At 56.6% G+C, this 17,195-nt stretch carries 17 protein-coding genes; all 17 read right to left on the reverse strand.

Translation table 11 applies throughout. The features are described from left to right. Positions 1-13: 13 nt before the first annotated feature. Positions 14-1,153 carry a cytochrome d ubiquinol oxidase subunit II gene (gene cydB / locus FCL49_RS08455; RefSeq protein WP_174353177.1) on the reverse strand — a complete coding sequence of 380 codons (1,140 nt, stop codon included), beginning with the start codon at positions 1,151-1,153 and terminating at the stop codon, positions 14-16. A 14-nt stretch (positions 1,154-1,167) separates the two neighbouring features. Further along, positions 1,168-2,736, reverse strand: a complete 1,569-nt coding sequence (gene cydA / locus FCL49_RS08460; protein WP_174353178.1) for a cytochrome ubiquinol oxidase subunit I — start codon at positions 2,734-2,736, stop codon at positions 1,168-1,170. A gap of 668 nt (positions 2,737-3,404) precedes the next feature. Continuing rightward, the gene (locus tag FCL49_RS08465) at positions 3,405-4,562 is read right to left on the reverse strand and encodes an FKBP-type peptidyl-prolyl cis-trans isomerase N-terminal domain-containing protein (protein WP_174353179.1); all 1,158 of its coding nucleotides are present in this window, start codon (positions 4,560-4,562) and stop codon (positions 3,405-3,407) included. Then, the gene (locus FCL49_RS08470) at positions 4,559-4,996 is read right to left on the reverse strand and encodes a hypothetical protein (RefSeq protein ID WP_254611003.1); all 438 of its coding nucleotides are present in this window, start codon (positions 4,994-4,996) and stop codon (positions 4,559-4,561) included. The genes FCL49_RS08465 and FCL49_RS08470 overlap by 4 nt, the downstream gene beginning before the upstream one ends. Further along, the gene (locus FCL49_RS08475; RefSeq protein WP_174353180.1) at positions 4,996-5,529 is read right to left on the reverse strand and encodes a helix-turn-helix transcriptional regulator; all 534 of its coding nucleotides are present in this window, start codon (positions 5,527-5,529) and stop codon (positions 4,996-4,998) included. Before FCL49_RS08475 ends, FCL49_RS08470 begins: the two co-directional genes overlap by 1 nt. 19 nt (positions 5,530-5,548) lie before the next feature. After that, entirely contained in the window at positions 5,549-6,373 is an 825-nt protein-coding gene (locus FCL49_RS08480) for an MrpH family fimbial adhesin (RefSeq protein ID WP_174353181.1), read from the reverse strand. Positions 6,374-6,412: 39 nt separating this feature from the next. Then, positions 6,413-6,940 carry a fimbrial protein gene (locus tag FCL49_RS08485; protein WP_174353182.1) on the reverse strand — a complete coding sequence of 176 codons (528 nt, stop codon included), beginning with the start codon at positions 6,938-6,940 and terminating at the stop codon, positions 6,413-6,415. Between the two features lie 10 nt (positions 6,941-6,950). Beyond that, a complete protein-coding gene (locus tag FCL49_RS08490; RefSeq protein ID WP_254611002.1) occupies positions 6,951-7,436 on the reverse strand; it encodes a fimbrial protein in 486 nt (161 codons plus the stop codon). A 12-nt stretch (positions 7,437-7,448) separates the two neighbouring features. After that, complete coding sequence (locus FCL49_RS08495; protein ID WP_174353183.1) at positions 7,449-7,922, reverse strand: fimbrial protein; 474 nt, start codon at positions 7,920-7,922, stop codon at positions 7,449-7,451. 8 nt (positions 7,923-7,930) lie between these two features. Then, on the reverse strand, positions 7,931-8,527 hold the full coding sequence (locus FCL49_RS08500) for a fimbrial protein (protein WP_174353184.1): 597 nt from the start codon (positions 8,525-8,527) through the stop codon (positions 7,931-7,933). A gap of 25 nt (positions 8,528-8,552) precedes the next feature. Then, a complete protein-coding gene (locus FCL49_RS08505; RefSeq protein WP_174353185.1) occupies positions 8,553-9,311 on the reverse strand; it encodes a fimbria/pilus periplasmic chaperone in 759 nt (252 codons plus the stop codon). A gap of 13 nt (positions 9,312-9,324) precedes the next feature. After that, positions 9,325-11,862, reverse strand: a complete 2,538-nt coding sequence (locus tag FCL49_RS08510) for an outer membrane usher protein (RefSeq protein ID WP_254611001.1) — start codon at positions 11,860-11,862, stop codon at positions 9,325-9,327. A 94-nt stretch (positions 11,863-11,956) separates the two neighbouring features. Next, a complete protein-coding gene (locus tag FCL49_RS08515) occupies positions 11,957-12,496 on the reverse strand; it encodes a fimbrial protein (protein WP_174353186.1) in 540 nt (179 codons plus the stop codon). 89 nt (positions 12,497-12,585) lie between these two features. Then, entirely contained in the window at positions 12,586-13,134 is a 549-nt protein-coding gene (locus FCL49_RS08520; RefSeq protein WP_174353187.1) for a fimbrial protein, read from the reverse strand. A 681-nt stretch (positions 13,135-13,815) separates the two neighbouring features. After that, entirely contained in the window at positions 13,816-14,688 is an 873-nt protein-coding gene (gene sucD / locus FCL49_RS08525; protein WP_012005705.1) for a succinate--CoA ligase subunit alpha, read from the reverse strand. Beyond that, a complete protein-coding gene (gene sucC / locus FCL49_RS08530) occupies positions 14,688-15,854 on the reverse strand; it encodes an ADP-forming succinate--CoA ligase subunit beta (protein ID WP_012005704.1) in 1,167 nt (388 codons plus the stop codon). The genes sucD and sucC overlap by 1 nt, the downstream gene beginning before the upstream one ends. Before the next feature lie 120 nt (positions 15,855-15,974). Further along, positions 15,975-17,189, reverse strand: coding sequence for a 2-oxoglutarate dehydrogenase complex dihydrolipoyllysine-residue succinyltransferase (odhB, locus tag FCL49_RS08535; RefSeq protein WP_012005703.1), 1,215 nt, complete (start codon positions 17,187-17,189; stop codon positions 15,975-15,977). Positions 17,190-17,195: the final 6 nt, after the last annotated feature.

The following is a 17,195-nucleotide window of genomic DNA, read 5'->3' on the forward strand; positions in this document are numbered from 1 at the left end:
TAGCTCCCTATCCTTAATACAGCGAATGCTTGTTGTTCTCGATGAAGTTCTTATCGAGACGGCCGAACATTTTGTAGTACGACCAACTGGTGTACGCCAGAACGATAGGCACGAAGATCGCCGCGACAACGGTCATCACTTGCAACGTCAACAGGCTGGAGGTGGCATCCCACATGGTCAGGCTGATGTTAGGCACGGTGCTTGACGGCATCACGAACGGGAACATGGTCACCCCGGCGGTCAGGATCACACAGGCAATGGTCAGCGACGAGGTCACAAACGCCAGCGCGTCTTTCGACAAGCGCGAGAACAGCACGGTGAACAGCGGCAGCACCACGCCCAGTGCAGGCAGTGCCCACAGCAGCGGATACTTGTTGAAGTTGATCAACCAGGCACCGGCCTGATGAGCCACTTCTTTACGCATCGGGTTTGACTCCGCCATGGTGTTCAGCGCCGAGGTAATCACATAACCGTCGATGCCTTTCACCAGCCAGATACCGCCCAACAGGAAGAACACCGCCATTACCAACGTGGATATCTGCGCCGCAGCGCGAGCACGCAGGTGAATTTCACCACTGGTACGCATCTGCAGGTAAGTGGCCCCCTGAGTCACCAGCATGGTCAAGCTGACCACGCCCGCCAACAGTCCAAACGGATTGAGCAGTTGGAAGAAGTTGCCGGTGTAGAACAGGCGCATGTACTCATCCATGTGGAACGGCACGCCCTGCAACAGGTTGCCGAACGCCACGCCGAATACCACCGCAGGCACGAAGCTACCGATAAAGATGCCCCAGTCCCACATGTTGCGCCAGCGGCTGCTCTCCAGCTTCGAGCGGTAGTCAAAACCGACCGGGCGGAAGAACAAGGCTGACAGCACCAGGATCATGGCAACATAGAAACCGGAGAACGCCGCCGCATAGACCATCGGCCAGGCGGCGAACAGTGCGCCACCGGCAGTGATCAGCCACACCTGGTTACCGTCCCAGTGTGGTGCGATGGAGTTGATCATCACCCGGCGCTCGGTATCGGTTTTACCGATAATGCGCACCAGGATGCCGACCCCCATGTCGAAACCGTCGGTGACGGCGAAACCGATCAGCAGTACGCCAATCAGGACCCACCAGATAAATCGCAGTACTTCATAATCAAACATACGTGGACTCCTGTTTAGCGCGCTTCCTGCACGGCGGCAGTCGGTTGTTCAAAGTGGTAGCGGCCAGTTTTCAGGCTGCTTGGACCCAGACGTGCAAATTTGAACATCAGGTACATTTCAGCCACCAGGAACAGGGTGTACAAGCCGCAAATCAGCCCCATCGAGAACAGAATGTCGCCCGCAGTCAGTGAAGAGTTGGCGACCGCCGTCGGCAGCACCTCACCAATCGCCCAAGGTTGACGGCCGTATTCAGCCACAAACCAGCCGGCTTCGATCGCGATCCACGGCAGCGGCAGGCCATACAGCGCCGCGCGGTGCAGCCATTTTCTCTGGCCAACACGGTTGCGGATCACGCTCCAGAACGACAGGCCGATAATCAACAGCATCAGCACGCCACAGGCCACCATGATACGGAAGGCGAAGTACAGCGGTGCAACGCGTGGGATTGAGTCTTTGGTCGCCTGCTGGATCTGCGTTTCCGTCGCGTCGGTGACGTTCTGGGTATAACGCTTCAGCAGTAAGCCGTAGCCCAGGTCCTGCTTGGCTTTATTGAACTCGGTGCGTACCGCCGGGTCGGTATTGCCGCTACGAAGTTCTTCCAGCAGCCCATAGGCTTTCATCCCGTTGCGGATGCGCACTTCATGCTGCGCCATCAGATCTTTCAGGCCGGTGACCTGGGTATCTGTTGAGCGGGTAGCGATCAGGCCAAGCGCGTAAGGGATTTGGATTGAGTAGGAGTTTTCCATTTTATCCTGATTCGGAATACCGAACAGGGTAAAGGAAGCCGGTGCCGGTTGCGTGTCCCACTCGGCTTCGATGGCGGCCAGTTTGGTTTTCTGCACGTCGCCCATTTCGTAGCCGGATTCATCACCCAGAACGATAACGGACAGCACGGCAGCCATACCGAAGCTGGCGGCAATAGCGAAGGAGCGTTTGGCGAAGGCCAGATCGCGGCCTTTCAACAGGTAGTAAGAGCTGATACCCAGAACGAACATCGCGCCACAGGTGTAGCCGGCTGCCACGGTATGCACAAACTTCACCTGCGCAACCGGGTTGAGCACCAGTTCGGAGAAGCTGAGCATCTCCATACGCATGGTTTCGAAGTTGAAGTCCGAGGCGATCGGGTTTTGCATCCAACCGTTGGCGACCAGGATCCACAGCGCAGAGAAGTTTGAGCCCAGTGCCACCAGCCAGGTAACGGCCATGTGCTGCACCTTGCCCAGACGATCCCAGCCGAAGAAGAACAGGCCGACCAGCGTCGATTCAAGGAAGAACGCCATCAGACCTTCGATGGCCAGCGGGGCCCCGAAAATATCACCGACGTAGTGGGAGAAATATGACCAGTTAGTCCCGAACTGGAACTCCATGGTCAAACCGGTGGCCACACCCAGGGCAAAGTTAATTGCAAATAACTTGCCCCAGAATTTGGTCATATCTTTATAGATTTGCTTGCCTGACAGTACATATACCGTTTCCATAATTGCCAGCAAGAACGCCATACCCAGCGTTAATGGGACAAATAAGAAGTGGTACATCGCCGTTAAAGCAAACTGTAAGCGCGACAGTTCGACAATATCAAACATCTTGACTCCTTGCTCCTCGCAGGAAGACTCCGACATGCGGTTATCGATATGACTTCGGGTGAAGCTACCGGTAACGCCCCGCAGTGAATGCCCTTAAACACAACAAAAATTTGATCCAGCTTCTCCGCTTTCAACCATGCATTCGACGCGGGCCTGAACTGGCCAGTGCACAAAACACACCACTGAAAACCGACAACGGGTAACAAATGCAACAAGATCAACCATCCATATTCAGCATGGATGATACTCGCCCAATCCCACACAATAAATAGGTTTTTACGTGATGTGGGTTAGACTTTGGGTTACAGGTCAAATTTTCCCCCAAAGAGGTATTCAGGCGTAATTTGATCTGAAACAATTTAAGCCTATCCGGATTTTATTTCCAGATTCAGCTCACAATTTCTCATAATTATCTTGTGGTTATGTTACACAATGGTTTCGTAGTCTCTGTACGTAGTCTTTGTGTTAAATAGATGTGATATTTAATGGTTGTTTGTATTTAAATCGAAGTTAGCCTGTGACTAATGTTAGCTTTAATTAACCTGACTACAGGACAAGCTTAGCTTATTTTTTTAGGCTAATAATTGTTGAGGATAAAAAAGAAAATTTATTGATGTAGGCGGCGACCCTATACGTCTGCTACGTATTATTAATCACCGCCCATTGAGTTAACCAGCAGCCGTGACGTCTGCCACCCGCAGTGTGTAAACCATAGTGGCACCCGGCGGCACCTTCGGCGCGTAGCCCTTATCGCCATAGGCCATTTCCGGTGGCACCACCAGCATGATGGTACCGTGGTTTTTCAGTTGACCGATGGCCTCGCGGAACAGCGGCGGATACGCCGCCAGCGGTTGTGACAACCGTGCACCGCTGGCCTCCATGTCCTGGATCACCGTGCCGTCGGTCAGCGTCTCTTTCACCACCACCGTCACTACCGCATCCGGCGGGATAGCACCATTGCCTGCGGCCTCGATGCGGTACCAAAAACCAGACTCCGCCTGAACCGCGCCCTTTTGCTTCTGGAACGCGGCCATAAACTGCTGCCCACGCTGCGCCTGAGTTTTGACCATGCGCTGGCGCGCCTGATTAACCTGCTGCTCCGAGACTTGCAACGCCTGTTCCAGCGCTGGTTGCGGCAATTGATAATCGCCGCTGAAGGCATCCACCACCCCGGCCAGCACCTGGTTTTTGTCGGTGGTCACGCCCCAGTTCTGGCGCTCCGCCTGCAGCAGTAAAATGTCTTTTCCCAGTGCCACTCCTGCCGCATAGGATTGACTGGCCTGCGGGCTGTTTAACACCAGCGGCTGCGCCAATGGCCCGGCGCGTTCCAGCAGGGCGTCGTACTTTTGTTGCCACTGTTGTTGCTGCTGAGCCAGACGTTGCCGGAGCTGCAGTTCGTCTGGCGTGCCATGCCAGGCCCGGCTTAGCCCCTGCGTCAGTTGCAGCAACGGGGTCAAGTCCGGCGCGGCCTGGGCGGCCCGCTGTTGTTCGGCCTGCAGCGCGGCATTTTGTTGGCGTAGCTGGTTGAGCTGTGCCTGCTGTTGCTGCGCCTGGGTTTCTTTTTCCTGCAGGCGCTGCTGCTGGCGTTTGGCGCTGAGCGCCTGCGCCTGCCGGGCCTGCTCTTCATCCGCCTGTTTCTTTTTTTCACGCTCGCGCTGCTGCGGACTGACCGGCGGCGGTGCGGCCTGATAACGTTCGGCAAACTGCAGTAATGCCGGAATACCGCCGCTCTGAGTTGCGGCGGCTTCTTGTCCCAGAGCACAGGGCAGGCTACCGCACAGCAAGGCCAGCAGCACCGCCGCGCTTAGCGGATGGTACCGCTTCATTTACCCTGCTCCCCGGTTTCCATTAACCCGCTCAGTACATCCTGAGAAATCTCTGCACACAGGCGGCCGACCTTATAGCGATAGAGCGAATCCAGCGTATCCTGCGTCTCGTTATTGACCGAGGTGCGAATGCCGCCGTATTGCGCCGCCCCGGCCATCAAGCGATCAAATTCCGCCTTGCGCTGTTGAAAGCGCGCCGGGCTGGCCACCTGCAGTGCTGCCAGCTCGCGCTGGCACTGGCCCAGACGTTCGGCCTCACCGGCGTTTTGCGCGGCCACGGGGGTCTGCACGGTGCTTTTCACCGCTATTGGGGTCAGCGGCTTGTGGCCGGTTTTGCCCTGCGGCACCGCACAGCCGCTTAACAGCGCCCCGAGCATCAGGATTTTCCCCGCCCGTAACCCTTGTTTGATCGCGCTGTTCCACATCCCATTCATTACTTGATTCCTCCATTTAACAACCAGTGCAACAACTGCGTGTTGCGCGTTATATTTAATTTTTTCATCGCGTTGCGCTTATGGGCGCTGATAGTTTTGGCATTTAGCTGCATTTGACGGGCAATCGCCACCGAGCTCAGCCCCCGGCCAATCAAGCGCAAAACCCGATATTCCTGCGGGCTGAGCCGATGCGTCCCCGCCACCGGGCAGCGCCAGGTCAGGGTGCGCCGCTGTAGCAGCGCGTCCACCCGCGCCAGCAGTGACGCCACCGTTTCGTAAGGATCCAGCCACAGCAGGGTACGGCTATCAGGAGGGCTTATCGGCCCGCTATCATGCAGCGCCGGGCGCTGCCCCATGGGCGCCGCAGTTCCGGGCGCCAGCAGCACCAGATGAGGGGTATAAGGGTTTTTCGCGGCCTCGGCCGCCGTTTGCAGACCAATGCCCTGCGCCGCCAGATGTTCGCTCAACGCCAGCCGCACCCCGGCGGCATAAAAACCGTCGGGGCAGTTTAGGGTCAGGATCAATCGTTCCATGATTGTTGTCCGGGTTGGGTTAGTAATAACCGATGATAAGCACACCGCTGCCTTCAAACGGCCCCGCAGCCGGAGTACCTTTGGCTTTGAGCGTGGAGGTAATGGTGGTAGTGACGGTTCCGTTTTTCACTGCCACATCGCTGCCGCTGGCCAGATCCTTGCCACCTATGCTGATGGCGGCGGTTAAATCGCCTTTACGGCCCAGATCGATCACGCTGTCATTGAGTTTTATGGTAGCGGTGGCCGCCTGATTGCAGGTAAACGAGAGGTTGGTGCTGGCGGTGGCCCCATTGAGTTTGCTTCCGTCCAGGGTGCCGTAATCAATGGTAACTTTGCCGCTGGTAGTACAGCTCAAGTCTACAGGTGGAGGTGTGGCACAGCTGGAGCCAACAATAAAATCAGATAGGGCATAATTCTCTGATGGCCAAATAGCCATTCCAAAACAGGTGCTTATAGATATTGCTGTTGCCCAGTTGTTCACACTCCACGAGCCTGATGTACCATATTTGGCGGCCCATACAGCCTGAGCTTGAGCTGCAGTGGTACCGTTAGGAACATAAATATATTTATTAATATATTGTTCTTTATACGAATTACAATACCAATCATATTGCTTAATACATATGGCTATGGTGCATCCCCGCCTCGTTGAACTATGACAAATTGGCACATTCCCACTCTGCTCCTTCCATTCCCAGCGCCCCTCAAAGGCATGGACACCAATATGTGTACCCGGCTGAAAAGTGGCTTTATCTACTGTGACATAAGGCCTCGCCAACGCGTTGCCCATATATCCACCCAGCAACATAATGAATCCTATCATCCAAAATAATGATAATTTCATCGTCAATATCCAATCCAAAGTTAATAAAAAGCCTCGCGGCTAGGGATAATCCAGCGTAAAGGTGGCGGTGGTGCTAAAGCTGCCCAATGTCAGGCTTTTATCGGTTACCGTCTGCGGCTCTACACGCACATAGGCCTGCAGGTCAATCAGCGTGCTGCCGACCTTAAGCGGGTATTTTTCACTGGGCTTGTCCAAGGCCAGCGCCACACCTGCCGGGGTTTCCAGCCCGATAGCCACCCCGCCTGCCTGGCTGGCGCCGTCCAGTGCCAGTAATCCCGGCAGTTTGCTGTTCTCACTACCGCTAAAGGTGACGCGCACGTTTTTGGCGATCGCCAGGTCACAGCCGGTCAGCCGCAGCTGAAACGCCTTGCCTTTGGTTCTGCCGTAGCTATACAGGTCTTTATTGGTCAGTTCGCCGAAATCCAGCGCTACCTGATCGTCGCCGGCGGCCACCACGCAGGGATCCGCTACCAGTTCACCGTGGAACTTCATGTCGGTCGCCGCCTGCGCCCCGGTCACCAGCCCGCAGGCCAGTAGCCCGGCCAGCAGTTTCCTTCGCTTGCTCATCCGGTTCTCCTTATTGATAGTCCGCCAGCAGCGTCGCGGTGGCGTTAAACGCCCCCTCTTTCAGCTTCATACCCGGCTTTTTCACCGGCACCGCCTGCAACAGCGGCAGCGCTTTGGCATCCACCACCAGCCGCTGGTTAATCGGCCAGGCCTTGCCCGCCTGCAGCAGCTTGATGCCCAGATCGGTGACGTCGGTCTGCAACGCGGCGGTATCGAACCCGCTGACGCTGCCGGTTACCCTCAGCCCCAGGCTCCAACTGCCCGCCCCTGGCAGGCAGGTGACCTGATAGCTGATAGCTTGCAGATAGTTAGTACCGTCCACCTTGTTAACCCCCACAGCCTTGCCGAAGTCGACATCTATCTCTTTACCGCCGCTAACCGTGCAGGCCGGCGGTTCCACCAGCGTGCCGTGCATTTTCATATTGGCGGCCAGCGCCACACCGGCGACCAGCCAACACATCAGCACCAGCACCAACATCACATTCCATGTTTTCATCCGCCTCTCCCGTTATTGCACGTCCACCTTCAGGGTGGCGGTAGCGTTAAAGTCCCCGCCGCTCAGCGTGACCCCGGCCTTTTTCACCGGCACCATTTCCAACACCGGTAGCGTCGGATAGGTAAAGTTGAACCAGGTGTTGATCGCCTGTTTTTTGCCGCCTTTGATCAACGCAAGCCCCAGGTCGGTTTTATCGGTGGCCAACGCCGTAGCATCGAACGCCGCCGCAGAGCCATCGATCTGCATCTTCAGCGCATTGGTGTTGTTGCCACTGCAACTGAGGGTGAAAACCACTTTGGTTTTGTACTGACTACCGTCTACCAACGTGGTCTTCATGCTGCTGCCGAAATCGACGTCGATATCTTTACCGCCGTTGATCACACAGCTCATGGTCTGGATCACCCCTTTGACGGTGATCGGCTCATTGGCCCACCCCAGCGGTGCAACCAACAGCAGCAAAAACGCGCCGGTTTTTATCCCTTTCATGGCAGCCCTCATTCATAGCTCAGGCGAAAATTCACCGTGGCGCGATAGGCTCCGGCCTGCAACGGTGCGCGGGTGCGTTCCGCGGCCACATACCACACCAGCACCTCGTCACCGGGACTGACAAACTGCGGCGTTCCCCGGCTGCCCAGCCGCACGTCCTGTTGACGACTGTCCAGCAGACGCAGCCCGATGCCGCTAACCCCCTGTACCTTAACCAGTTGCGGATTGTCCGCATCGGCCGGTGCCAGAAACCTCATGGTCATTACCGGCTGCTGTCGGCCCCAGCTCAGGTTGCCGCTGCGTTCATCACGGCTGGCACCGCTGCCGCGCAGACAATCACGCAGCCGCAGTGTCACCGCCGTGGCGGCGCTCCGTGCCCCGACCTTTGCCAACTCCGCCAACGGGGTCACCCCCAGCGTCACCGTCTGATCGGCAGAGTCCATCGCCAACCTGCAAGCCCCTTCGCTCAGCACGCCGCTGACATTAAGCGTGCCGTTGGCCCCTTCCACCTGCCAGTTATTGGGCACCTGCCAGTTGTCGTCCGCCGCCCACAGCGGTGCTGACACCAGCCCCGCCAGCACCACGAGTATCCGGGTGGTATTCATCCTGCCTCCCTGCCTGATGGCATGTTTAACTGCCCGATTTGCCAGCGACCACCTGGCACGCGCCGCCGTTACAGCGGAATACCAACTGCGGACGACCGCCGTAATCATTGATATAAGTCAGCACCGGGGTGGCCCCCAGCGCACCGGCGCTGGCCGATAGCATCGCCTGCCCCTTCGGCGGCACCATCAGGGGTTCAAACCCGGCCACACCACTGCCTTTAACGCTGCTACCGGCGTCTACCAGCGTGATGTAATAAGGCGTCGGGTTATTGACCTGATAGCGATCCCCCTGGCGGGTTAAGGTCAGTTTTTGCTGCCATGGATTGGCCAGCGCAGCTTTGTCCGGCACTATCGCCTGCGGGCGATAAAACAGCTTGATGCGCGTTTGTAGTGCAATTTGCAGCGTATTGGGCTTGTTGCTGCGCGGTGGGATCTCGCGCAAATTAAAGTAGTACAGCGTCTCGCGATCCTGCGCCAACAGCTGAGCGGCCGGCAGCACCTGCACCTTGACCTGGCTCTCTTTGCCCGGTTCTACCCGCTGTACCGGCGGCAATACTGTCAGCGGGCTGCTGATTTTGTTGCCCTGCGCATCTTCGATCCAGCCCTGCGCCAGATAGGGCAACTGGGTATTTTGGTTTTTGACGTTCAGGCTGACCGATTTGTCGCCGCCATTGACGATCACCCGGGTGCGATCCAGTGAAATGGCCGCCCCGGCCTGGGTACTGACCAAAGCCCCCAGCAGCGTGGCGACCATAAAAGCACTGCGTTTAACGTATTTGTTCATAGCTCACTCATGGTTAGGATGAAGAAGAAGAGGTGTCGGCAACGCTCAGCACCCGGCACGGCAACAGCAACGCCGACTCGCCCAATGCGGGCAGTTGCTCCGGCAGCGTAATCTCACAGCGGGCGGCACCGTCCCAATGCACGGTCATGGTGTCGCCGTGCTGAATACCGCTGAGATACACGCTGCCGTTATCGCTGATGATGCCGGTATCCTGCTGGCGGGCATTGAGCACGGTAGCGCCAAACGGTGGCGTCGAGCCGTCCGCCAGGCGCACCACCGCCATGGCTTTTTCACCGGCCACCACCTCAAAACGCCGATAACCGATGGCCCCTTCGGTCAGGGTGGCCTGCGCCACCGAGCGCGATGCCTCCACGTTGTCGCCCAGTTGCTGCAGATCGATACTGGCGCGGTTGCGGTAGTAGCTGTTTACGTCCGGCACCACCGCCTTGCCCCAGGCATTGGTGCGGGTGGTTGGCCCCTGGCCGCGCACTGGCACATCCGGTACGCCCTGAGTGTCGAGCATCAGCCGGGTGCCGCCTGATATGTTCATCCGGTGCAGCGCGGCCCCCTGCAGTGTGGCGGTCATGCCGCCGCGCGCCGTCATACCCAGCGAGCTATAGCGATTGGCCTGATAGCTGATATTGCTGCTCAGTTCGGCGCTATCACCGCTGTGGGTAAAGTAGCCGCTGGCGGTGGCGCCGCGCCGTGCTGCCCCCAGGCGCATCTGGTAACTGTTGTGTTCATCGATGCGATCGTAATAGCCCAGATCCTGGCTGTTGTTGTCGCGGTTAACCGCGGCGTTGTAACTGACGGTGCCGCTATTCCCCCAGGGCAACGACAGCGACAGCGACAGGCCGTTGTCACTGGTCTGGTTGTACTGGCTGCGGTAAGCCGACAATGACAGGCTGACATTTTTCATCTGGCCGACGTCGAAATAGCGTGACAGTGCCAGGCTGTAGCGATCGTTGGCCGGACGCTCCCAATAGGTCTGGTGGTTGTAATTCAGATAGGCGCTTAGCCCCAACTCGCGGAACTGTTTGTTGAAGATCACGGTGTACAGCTCTTTGCTGCCGTACTGGCGTACGCCGTATAAACGGCTGACCAGATAGTCCGCCATGCTCATGTAATCACGTTCGGAAAAGCGATAGGCGGCAAAGGTCACCTGGCTGTCGTACTCTTCAAAGCTTTTGGCATAGTTCAGCCGGTATGAAGTTCCGCTCAGGGTGCCGCCCTGCTGCTGCGGCAATTCCGCCCGCGAGCCGGTAATGTCGAACGACAGTGCGCCAAAGGCCATCAGATCACGCCCTATGCCCATAGCCAGTGCGTTGTACTCGCGGCCGCCAATGCCACCACCGAACAATGACCAGCCGTTGCTGACTCCCCAGGAGAATTCCCCGGTGGCAAACGCCGGCCCGTCACGGCGGTGCGCCACCTCGGACGGTTGCCCCAGCGCAAACTTATAGCGCAGCGACCCCGGCCGGCTCAGATAAGGAATGCTGGCAGTATTCAGGCTAAAGCGCTGTACCGAGCCGTCCTGCTCCTCAACCCGCACGTCCAGCGCGCCGCTGACCGCATCATTCAAATCCTGAATGCGGAACGGGCCGGCAGCCACCTGGGTTTCATACAGCACCCGCCCCAATTGGCTGACCACCACCCGGGCGTTGGTTTTGGCGACCCCAACCACTTCCGGCGCATAACCCCGCAGGTTGGGTGGCAGCATCGCATCGTCCGAGACCAGGCTGGCACCGGTAAAGCGCACGCTGTCGAAAATCGTCGAGTTCAGGTAATCCTCGCCCAGGGTCAACTTAGAACGCAGCGCCGGTAATGCCCGGTAAGCGTAATAACGACTCCAGTCCAGACGCCGTTCACTCTGCCGATTGTTTGCCGTCGAGCTGCTCGCCTGCGCCTGCCAGTCGGCGCGCAGCCGCCAGGCCCCCAGGTTACCGCCCGCGGTACCGTTGCCGCTCAGGGTGGAATCGGTACTGCGGCTCTGCTGGCGGTTGACCTGGCCATTGAGGTTGTAGTCCAGCAGTACGCCGGGAATACCTTCGTCCCAGCGTGACGGCGGGTCCCAGCTGTCGTCACTGTATTCCAGATAAGCCTGCGGGATAGAGAGGTAGAGCGATGAGGTACCCAGTTCGCCACGCACCGTCATGCCCTTCAGGCTGCTGAAGTTCAGGCAGTCATCGCGCCAACGCAAGCCGCTCAACACACCATCTTTCAGTCCGAGCTGTTTCACCAGTTCCGGTGACAGGCAGGCTACGCTGCCTTTGGGATCGTCGGGCGGGGCGGAAAATACTACCGACTGCTCCGGCAATTCCTGCTGGTTGACATGCACTGTCAACGTGTAGCGGCCCGGCATAATGAAACCACCGCGGGCAAACTGGCTGAGATCGATATTGGCGCGATCTTTGACGTCGAGCACGTCGGTGTTAAACACAATGTCGTCCGCCGCCAACGCCGGAGATACCGAAGCCCCCAGCGCCAGGGCAATAGCGACTCCCAACTGTGACAGGGGAGCCATGCGATAAACTGAATCCTTACCAGCCATAACCCAAAATCCTTTTTCCATCGCCGGTCAATCAGCACCGGCGCAAACCTGAACGCCTCATGCGTTCATTCACCTATACGGGGCATGCAACCCGTCAGTAGTAATCCAGCTTGAAACGTACCGTGGCGCGATAATCCCCCGGCTGCAGAGTCTGGGTGTTACCTACCAGCCGCAGGGTGTAGGGCAACACCAGGGTGCCGGGTTTTACCGCCTGCATCGGTAGCGCAATACCTGGCAACGCGATGCGCCCATCGCCATCGGCAATTTGCAGCGCTATGCCATGAGCGGCACCGGCAATGCGAAACCTTGTTCCGTCTGCCGGGCCATCGAAGGTGACCTGGAAGGTTTGCCAGTTTGGTTCGCGGGGATCGGGCCGCGACAACGTGCAGTTCACCAGACGAATTGCGAAGGGGTGAGTTGGCCCCTGCCCTTCTCGTATCAATTGGCCAACCGGTAAGGTGGGCAATACAATGGCCTGGGTACGGCTGCCGATATCAATGGCGCAGGCGGTATCGATAATCGCGCCGGTCATGCTGACGCTACCGTGCCCGGCAGAAGCCGTTGGTGTGGCCTGAGTGGCAGGCAACCCGGCACTCAGGGCCAGTAGCGTCAGATATAAAAGAGGACGAGCCATCTCCCAGCTCCTTAAGCCATGACAATCCGTTGTCAGGAAATATGCGGGGCGAACCCCGCATGTGAAGTAGCCGCTAATGCGGCATGGGCTTATTGATAGGCCAGGGTGAAGTCGACGATGGAGCTAAATTCGCCCGGGACAATGTCCACTGGCGTAGCAGTACCACCACCTGTAGGAGTGACATCAGGGTCCCCCTGTAGGTAGGCGGAGAACGCCAGCGTGTTGTCACCCTTCTGAATTTTTTGCGCCTTGGTAGCCTCACCCAGTTTGATCACCCGGCTGGCACCATCGGTAATGGCGATGCTGGCGCCTTTGGCCGTGCCGGTGATACCGAGCAAATCAGCGTTACCGGCGGAAGCGGCACCGGTAAAGGTGGCGGTGACGTTTTTCAGCGTGGTGACATCACATTTGTCCAGTTTGATATTGAAACTTTGCGCGGTGGATTTACCCTGTTTCTTCAATGCTACATTGGAGATCTGGCCCAGGTTGACCGTTTGGTCCACGGTTTCCGGGGTGATGGAACAAGGCGCGTCGATAATCGAACCTTTAAAGGTTACGGTGCCCGCCTGTGCAACAGATACTGTACCCATGGCCAATCCCAGGCCCATCATCAAAGTGACCAACTGCTTCATTTTCATTTAAATTTTCCTTTTATGGTTATGCAACACCGTCGCATAGGTTCCAATCACACATTGATTTACGTTCATCCATTTACGTTTGGTCGCCGGCTGCACCTGCCCACAGAACAGGGTAAAAACGCAACATTTTGGGCCAAACTGTTGCATTTAGTGATTTATGCTGAGTAAATAAATATGACAACGGTATCAACCTAAGAATTTAGGAAGAAAACTCAATTTAAGAACTTATCACTGGATAAAAACCGACAGGTGAATTTCATGAATAAGAAGGGAGGCTGATGAATATAAGAAAAGTATGAGTTGAAAAACTGGCAAGCCGTACTTAATATTTTAGTAAACAATTGAATTAAAAATATAAAAATAATATTTAGGAATATTCTCTTTCTCGTATTGACACCTTTTCACAGCGTAATTTAGGATATGTTCCAGTTTGGCCCAAAGTGTTACATTTTTACCCTTAATCCTCCCTTTATTATTACCCCACGAAATAGCCTTATTTATTGATAATATTCACGGCCAAATAGGGTGCCGCGTGAATAGGTTTGGCTTATTTTCAGGAATAATCCGGCGAATTCATTCAATAAATGAATAATTATAAGAAGTGGTATTTAGCAGACAAAAAAAACAGGGCCAGACAAAAAGTCTGGCCCTGCTCAAATAGGGCTTACTGCCAGCAGAAAATTAGCGGTTCAGAACCGCTTTTACTGCCTCACCGATGTCAGCCAGGCTGCGTACGGTTTTAACCCCTGCCGCTTCCAGCGCCGCAAACTTCTCGTCTGCAGTGCCTTTGCCGCCGGCAATAATGGCACCGGCATGGCCCATACGTTTGCCTTTAGGCGCGGTAACACCCGCGATGTAGCCAACTACTGGCTTGGTCACGTGCTCTTTGATGTAGGCTGCCGCTTCTTCTTCCGCGCTACCGCCGATCTCACCGATCATGACGATCGCTTCGGTCTGCGGATCTTCCTGGAACAGCTTCAGGATATCGATGAAGTTGGAACCTGGGATCGGGTCACCGCCGATGCCCACACAGGTAGACTGGCCCAGACCGGTATCGGTAGTTTGTTTTACCGCTTCGTAGGTCAGGGTGCCAGAGCGGGAAACGATGCCCACTTTACCCGGCAGGTGGATGTGGCCAGGCATGATGCCGATTTTGCACTCGCCCGGGGTAATAACACCTGGGCAGTTCGGGCCAATCATACGCACGCCAGCTTCATCCAGCTTCACTTTCACGGTCAGCATATCCAGCGTTGGGATGCCTTCGGTGATGGTGATGATCAGTTTGATGCCTGCATCGATAGCTTCCAGAATGGAGTCTTTGCAGAACGGAGCCGGTACATAGATAACGGACGCGGTAGCACCGGTCGCTTCTACGGCTTCACGCACGGTGTTGAACACCGGCAGGCCCAGGTGCTCGGTGCCGCCTTTGCCCGGCGTTACGCCACCGACCATTTTGGTTCCGTAAGCGATAGCCTGTTCGGAGTGGAAAGTCCCCTGGCTACCGGTGAAGCCCTGGCAAATTACTTTGGTGTTTTTATCGATTAAAATGGACATTATTTGCTCCCCACTGCCGCAACAACTTGCTGAGCCGCATCAGTCAGGCTGGTCGCAGCAATGATATTCAGACCGCTGTCCGCCAGTTTCTTGGCGCCCAGCTCGGCGTTATTCCCTTCCAGACGCACCACCACCGGGACGTTAACGCCCACTTCGGCTACTGCGCCAATGATACCGTCAGCGATCAGGTCGCAACGCACGATACCACCGAAAATGTTAACCAGTACCGCTTTCACCTTGTCGTCAGACAGGATGATTTTGAAGGCTTCGGTCACGCGCTCTTTGGTTGCGCCGCCGCCCACATCGAGGAAGTTGGCCGGTTCGCCGCCGTGCAGTTTAACGATGTCCATGGTACCCATCGCCAGACCCGCGCCGTTCACCATGCAACCGATGTTGCCGTCGAGAGCAACGTAGTTCAGCTCCCACTGTGCCGCACGGGATTCACGCTCATCTTCCTGAGAAAGGTCACGCATTTCACGCAGCTCAGGCTGACGGAACAGGGCGTTGCCGTCAGCGCCCAGCTTGCCGTCCAGACAGATCAGATCGCCCTGCTTGGTCACCACCAGCGGGTTGATCTCAACCATGGCCAGGTCACGTTCCAGGAACAAGGTCGCCAGACCCATAAAGATTTTGGCGAACTGACCAACCTGCTTACCGGTCAGACCCAGTTTGAAAGCCAGTTCACGGCCCTGGTAAGGCTGTGGGCCTGCCAGTGGATCGATGGTCATTTTGTGGATCAGTTCCGGAGTTTCTTCCGCAACTTTCTCGATTTCAACGCCACCCTCGGTGGATGCCATGAACACCACGCGACGGCTGGCACGGTCAACCACCGCACCCAGGTACAGTTCTTTATCAATGTCGGTCGCCGCTTCTACCAGGATCTGGTGAACCGGTTGGCCCAGCGCGTCAGTCTGGTAGGTCACCAGACGCTTGCCCAGCCAGGCTTCAGCGAAAGCACGGATGTCTTCCTTGCTGTTAACCACTTTAACGCCGCCAGCTTTACCGCGACCGCCAGCATGAACCTGACATTTAACCACCCACGGGCCGGAGCCGATTTTGGATGCGGCTTCTTCCGCTTCACGCGGTGTGGTACAGGCATAACCGGTTGGTGCCGGCATACCATACCGAGCAAACAGCTGTTTTGCCTGATATTCGTGTAAATTCATGATGTTCTATCCATTCAGTTCTGAAGGTTTTAGCCGAGCCATTTTGGCGGAAAACCGCATGACTTTAGTCGGCCACATAGCACAGAGTGTGGGCGCGGCGTACCGCGCCCATCAGGGTTACTAAACGTCCAGCAGCAGACGAGCCGGATCTTCCAGCATCTCTTTAACCGTCACCAGGTAACCGACGGATTCTTTACCGTCGATCAGGCGGTGGTCGTAAGACAGTGCCAGATACATCATCGGCAAGATCACAACCTGGCCTTTCACCGCCATTGGGCGATCTTTAATGGCGTGCATGCCCAGGATGGCGCTCTGCGGTGGGTTGATGATCGGGGTAGACATCAGTGAACCGAATACGCCGCCGTTGGTAATGGTGAAGTTACCGCCGGTCAGCTCTTCCACAGTCAATTTGCCATCACGGCCTTTAACTGCCAGCTCTTTGATTTTCTTCTCGATGTCCGCCATGCTCATGCTGTCTACATCGCGCAGCACCGGGGTCACCAGGCCACGAGGAGTAGATACCGCAATGCTGATATCGAAGTAGTTGTGGTACACCACGTCGGTGCCGTCGATAGAAGCGTTCACTTCCGGGAAGCGTTTTAGCGCTTCAACCACTGCCTTGATGTAGAAGGACATGAAGCCCAGACGGACACCGTGGCGTTTTTCGAAGGCTTCACCGTACTGCTTGCGCATGTCCATGATCGGCTGCATGTTGATTTCGTTGAAGGTTGTCAGCATCGCAGTGCTGTTCTTCGCTTCCAACAGGCGCTCGGCCACGCGCTTGCGCAGACGGGTCATAGGGACACGCTTCTCGCTGCGACCGCTCAGAGCAGGCTGCGGAGCGGCTTCAACGGCGGCCGGCTTGTCGGCTTTCTTGCCGTTGGCCAGGTGCGCTTCCACGTCTTCACGGGTGATACGGCCACCCACGCCGCTGCCTTTAATGGCAGCTGCATCGAGGTCGTGTTCGGCAATCAGGCGGCGGATAGCCGGGCTGAGTGCGTCGTTGCTCTCTTCTTCCAGGCTGGCGGTTGCGCGCTGGGCTGGAGTGGCTTCTTTAGCCTGGCTTTTTTCTTCGGTCGGCTTGCCAGAGCTGTCGCCCGGACGAATACGGCCAAGGATCTGGCGAGAAAGCACGGTTGCGCCCTCTTCTTCCACGATCGCATCCAGAATGCCCGCTTCGCTGGCCGGAACTTCCAGCACCACTTTGTCAGTTTCGATTTCAACCAGAACTTCGTCACGCTGGACGCTGTCACCTGGTTTCTTGTGCCAGGTGGCGACGGTCGCATCGGCAACCGATTCAGGAAGGTCAGGAACCAGAATATCTACGCTACTCATTTAGCT

Source organism: Serratia proteamaculans, assembly GCF_013337185.1.
Classification (GTDB): domain Bacteria; phylum Pseudomonadota; class Gammaproteobacteria; order Enterobacterales; family Enterobacteriaceae; genus Serratia; species Serratia proteamaculans_D.

What these genes read in the sequence shown, in the direction of transcription:
- sucC (WP_012005704.1), bottom strand. Translation starts at nt 15,854, where the DNA reads ATGAATTTACACGAATATCAGGCAAAACAGCTGTTTGCTCGGTATGGT.
- FCL49_RS08475 (WP_174353180.1), bottom strand. Translation starts at nt 5,529, where the DNA reads ATGGAACGATTGATCCTGACCCTAAACTGCCCCGACGGTTTTTATGCC.
- cydB (WP_174353177.1), bottom strand. Translation starts at nt 1,153, where the DNA reads ATGTTTGATTATGAAGTACTGCGATTTATCTGGTGGGTCCTGATTGGC.
- sucD (WP_012005705.1), bottom strand. Translation starts at nt 14,688, where the DNA reads ATGTCCATTTTAATCGATAAAAACACCAAAGTAATTTGCCAGGGCTTC.
- FCL49_RS08485 (WP_174353182.1), bottom strand. Translation starts at nt 6,940, where the DNA reads ATGAGCAAGCGAAGGAAACTGCTGGCCGGGCTACTGGCCTGCGGGCTG.
- FCL49_RS08505 (WP_174353185.1), bottom strand. Translation starts at nt 9,311, where the DNA reads ATGAACAAATACGTTAAACGCAGTGCTTTTATGGTCGCCACGCTGCTG.
- FCL49_RS08465 (WP_174353179.1), bottom strand. Translation starts at nt 4,562, where the DNA reads ATGAAGCGGTACCATCCGCTAAGCGCGGCGGTGCTGCTGGCCTTGCTG.
- FCL49_RS08470 (WP_254611003.1), bottom strand. Translation starts at nt 4,996, where the DNA reads ATGAATGGGATGTGGAACAGCGCGATCAAACAAGGGTTACGGGCGGGG.
- FCL49_RS08490 (WP_254611002.1), bottom strand. Translation starts at nt 7,436, where the DNA reads ATGAAAACATGGAATGTGATGTTGGTGCTGGTGCTGATGTGTTGGCTG.
- odhB (WP_012005703.1), bottom strand. Translation starts at nt 17,189, where the DNA reads ATGAGTAGCGTAGATATTCTGGTTCCTGACCTTCCTGAATCGGTTGCC.
- FCL49_RS08495 (WP_174353183.1), bottom strand. Translation starts at nt 7,922, where the DNA reads ATGAAAGGGATAAAAACCGGCGCGTTTTTGCTGCTGTTGGTTGCACCG.
- FCL49_RS08510 (WP_254611001.1), bottom strand. Translation starts at nt 11,862, where the DNA reads ATGGCTGGTAAGGATTCAGTTTATCGCATGGCTCCCCTGTCACAGTTG.
- FCL49_RS08520 (WP_174353187.1), bottom strand. Translation starts at nt 13,134, where the DNA reads ATGAAAATGAAGCAGTTGGTCACTTTGATGATGGGCCTGGGATTGGCC.
- cydA (WP_174353178.1), bottom strand. Translation starts at nt 2,736, where the DNA reads ATGTTTGATATTGTCGAACTGTCGCGCTTACAGTTTGCTTTAACGGCG.
- FCL49_RS08515 (WP_174353186.1), bottom strand. Translation starts at nt 12,496, where the DNA reads ATGGCTCGTCCTCTTTTATATCTGACGCTACTGGCCCTGAGTGCCGGG.
- FCL49_RS08480 (WP_174353181.1), bottom strand. Translation starts at nt 6,373, where the DNA reads ATGAAATTATCATTATTTTGGATGATAGGATTCATTATGTTGCTGGGT.
- FCL49_RS08500 (WP_174353184.1), bottom strand. Translation starts at nt 8,527, where the DNA reads ATGAATACCACCCGGATACTCGTGGTGCTGGCGGGGCTGGTGTCAGCA.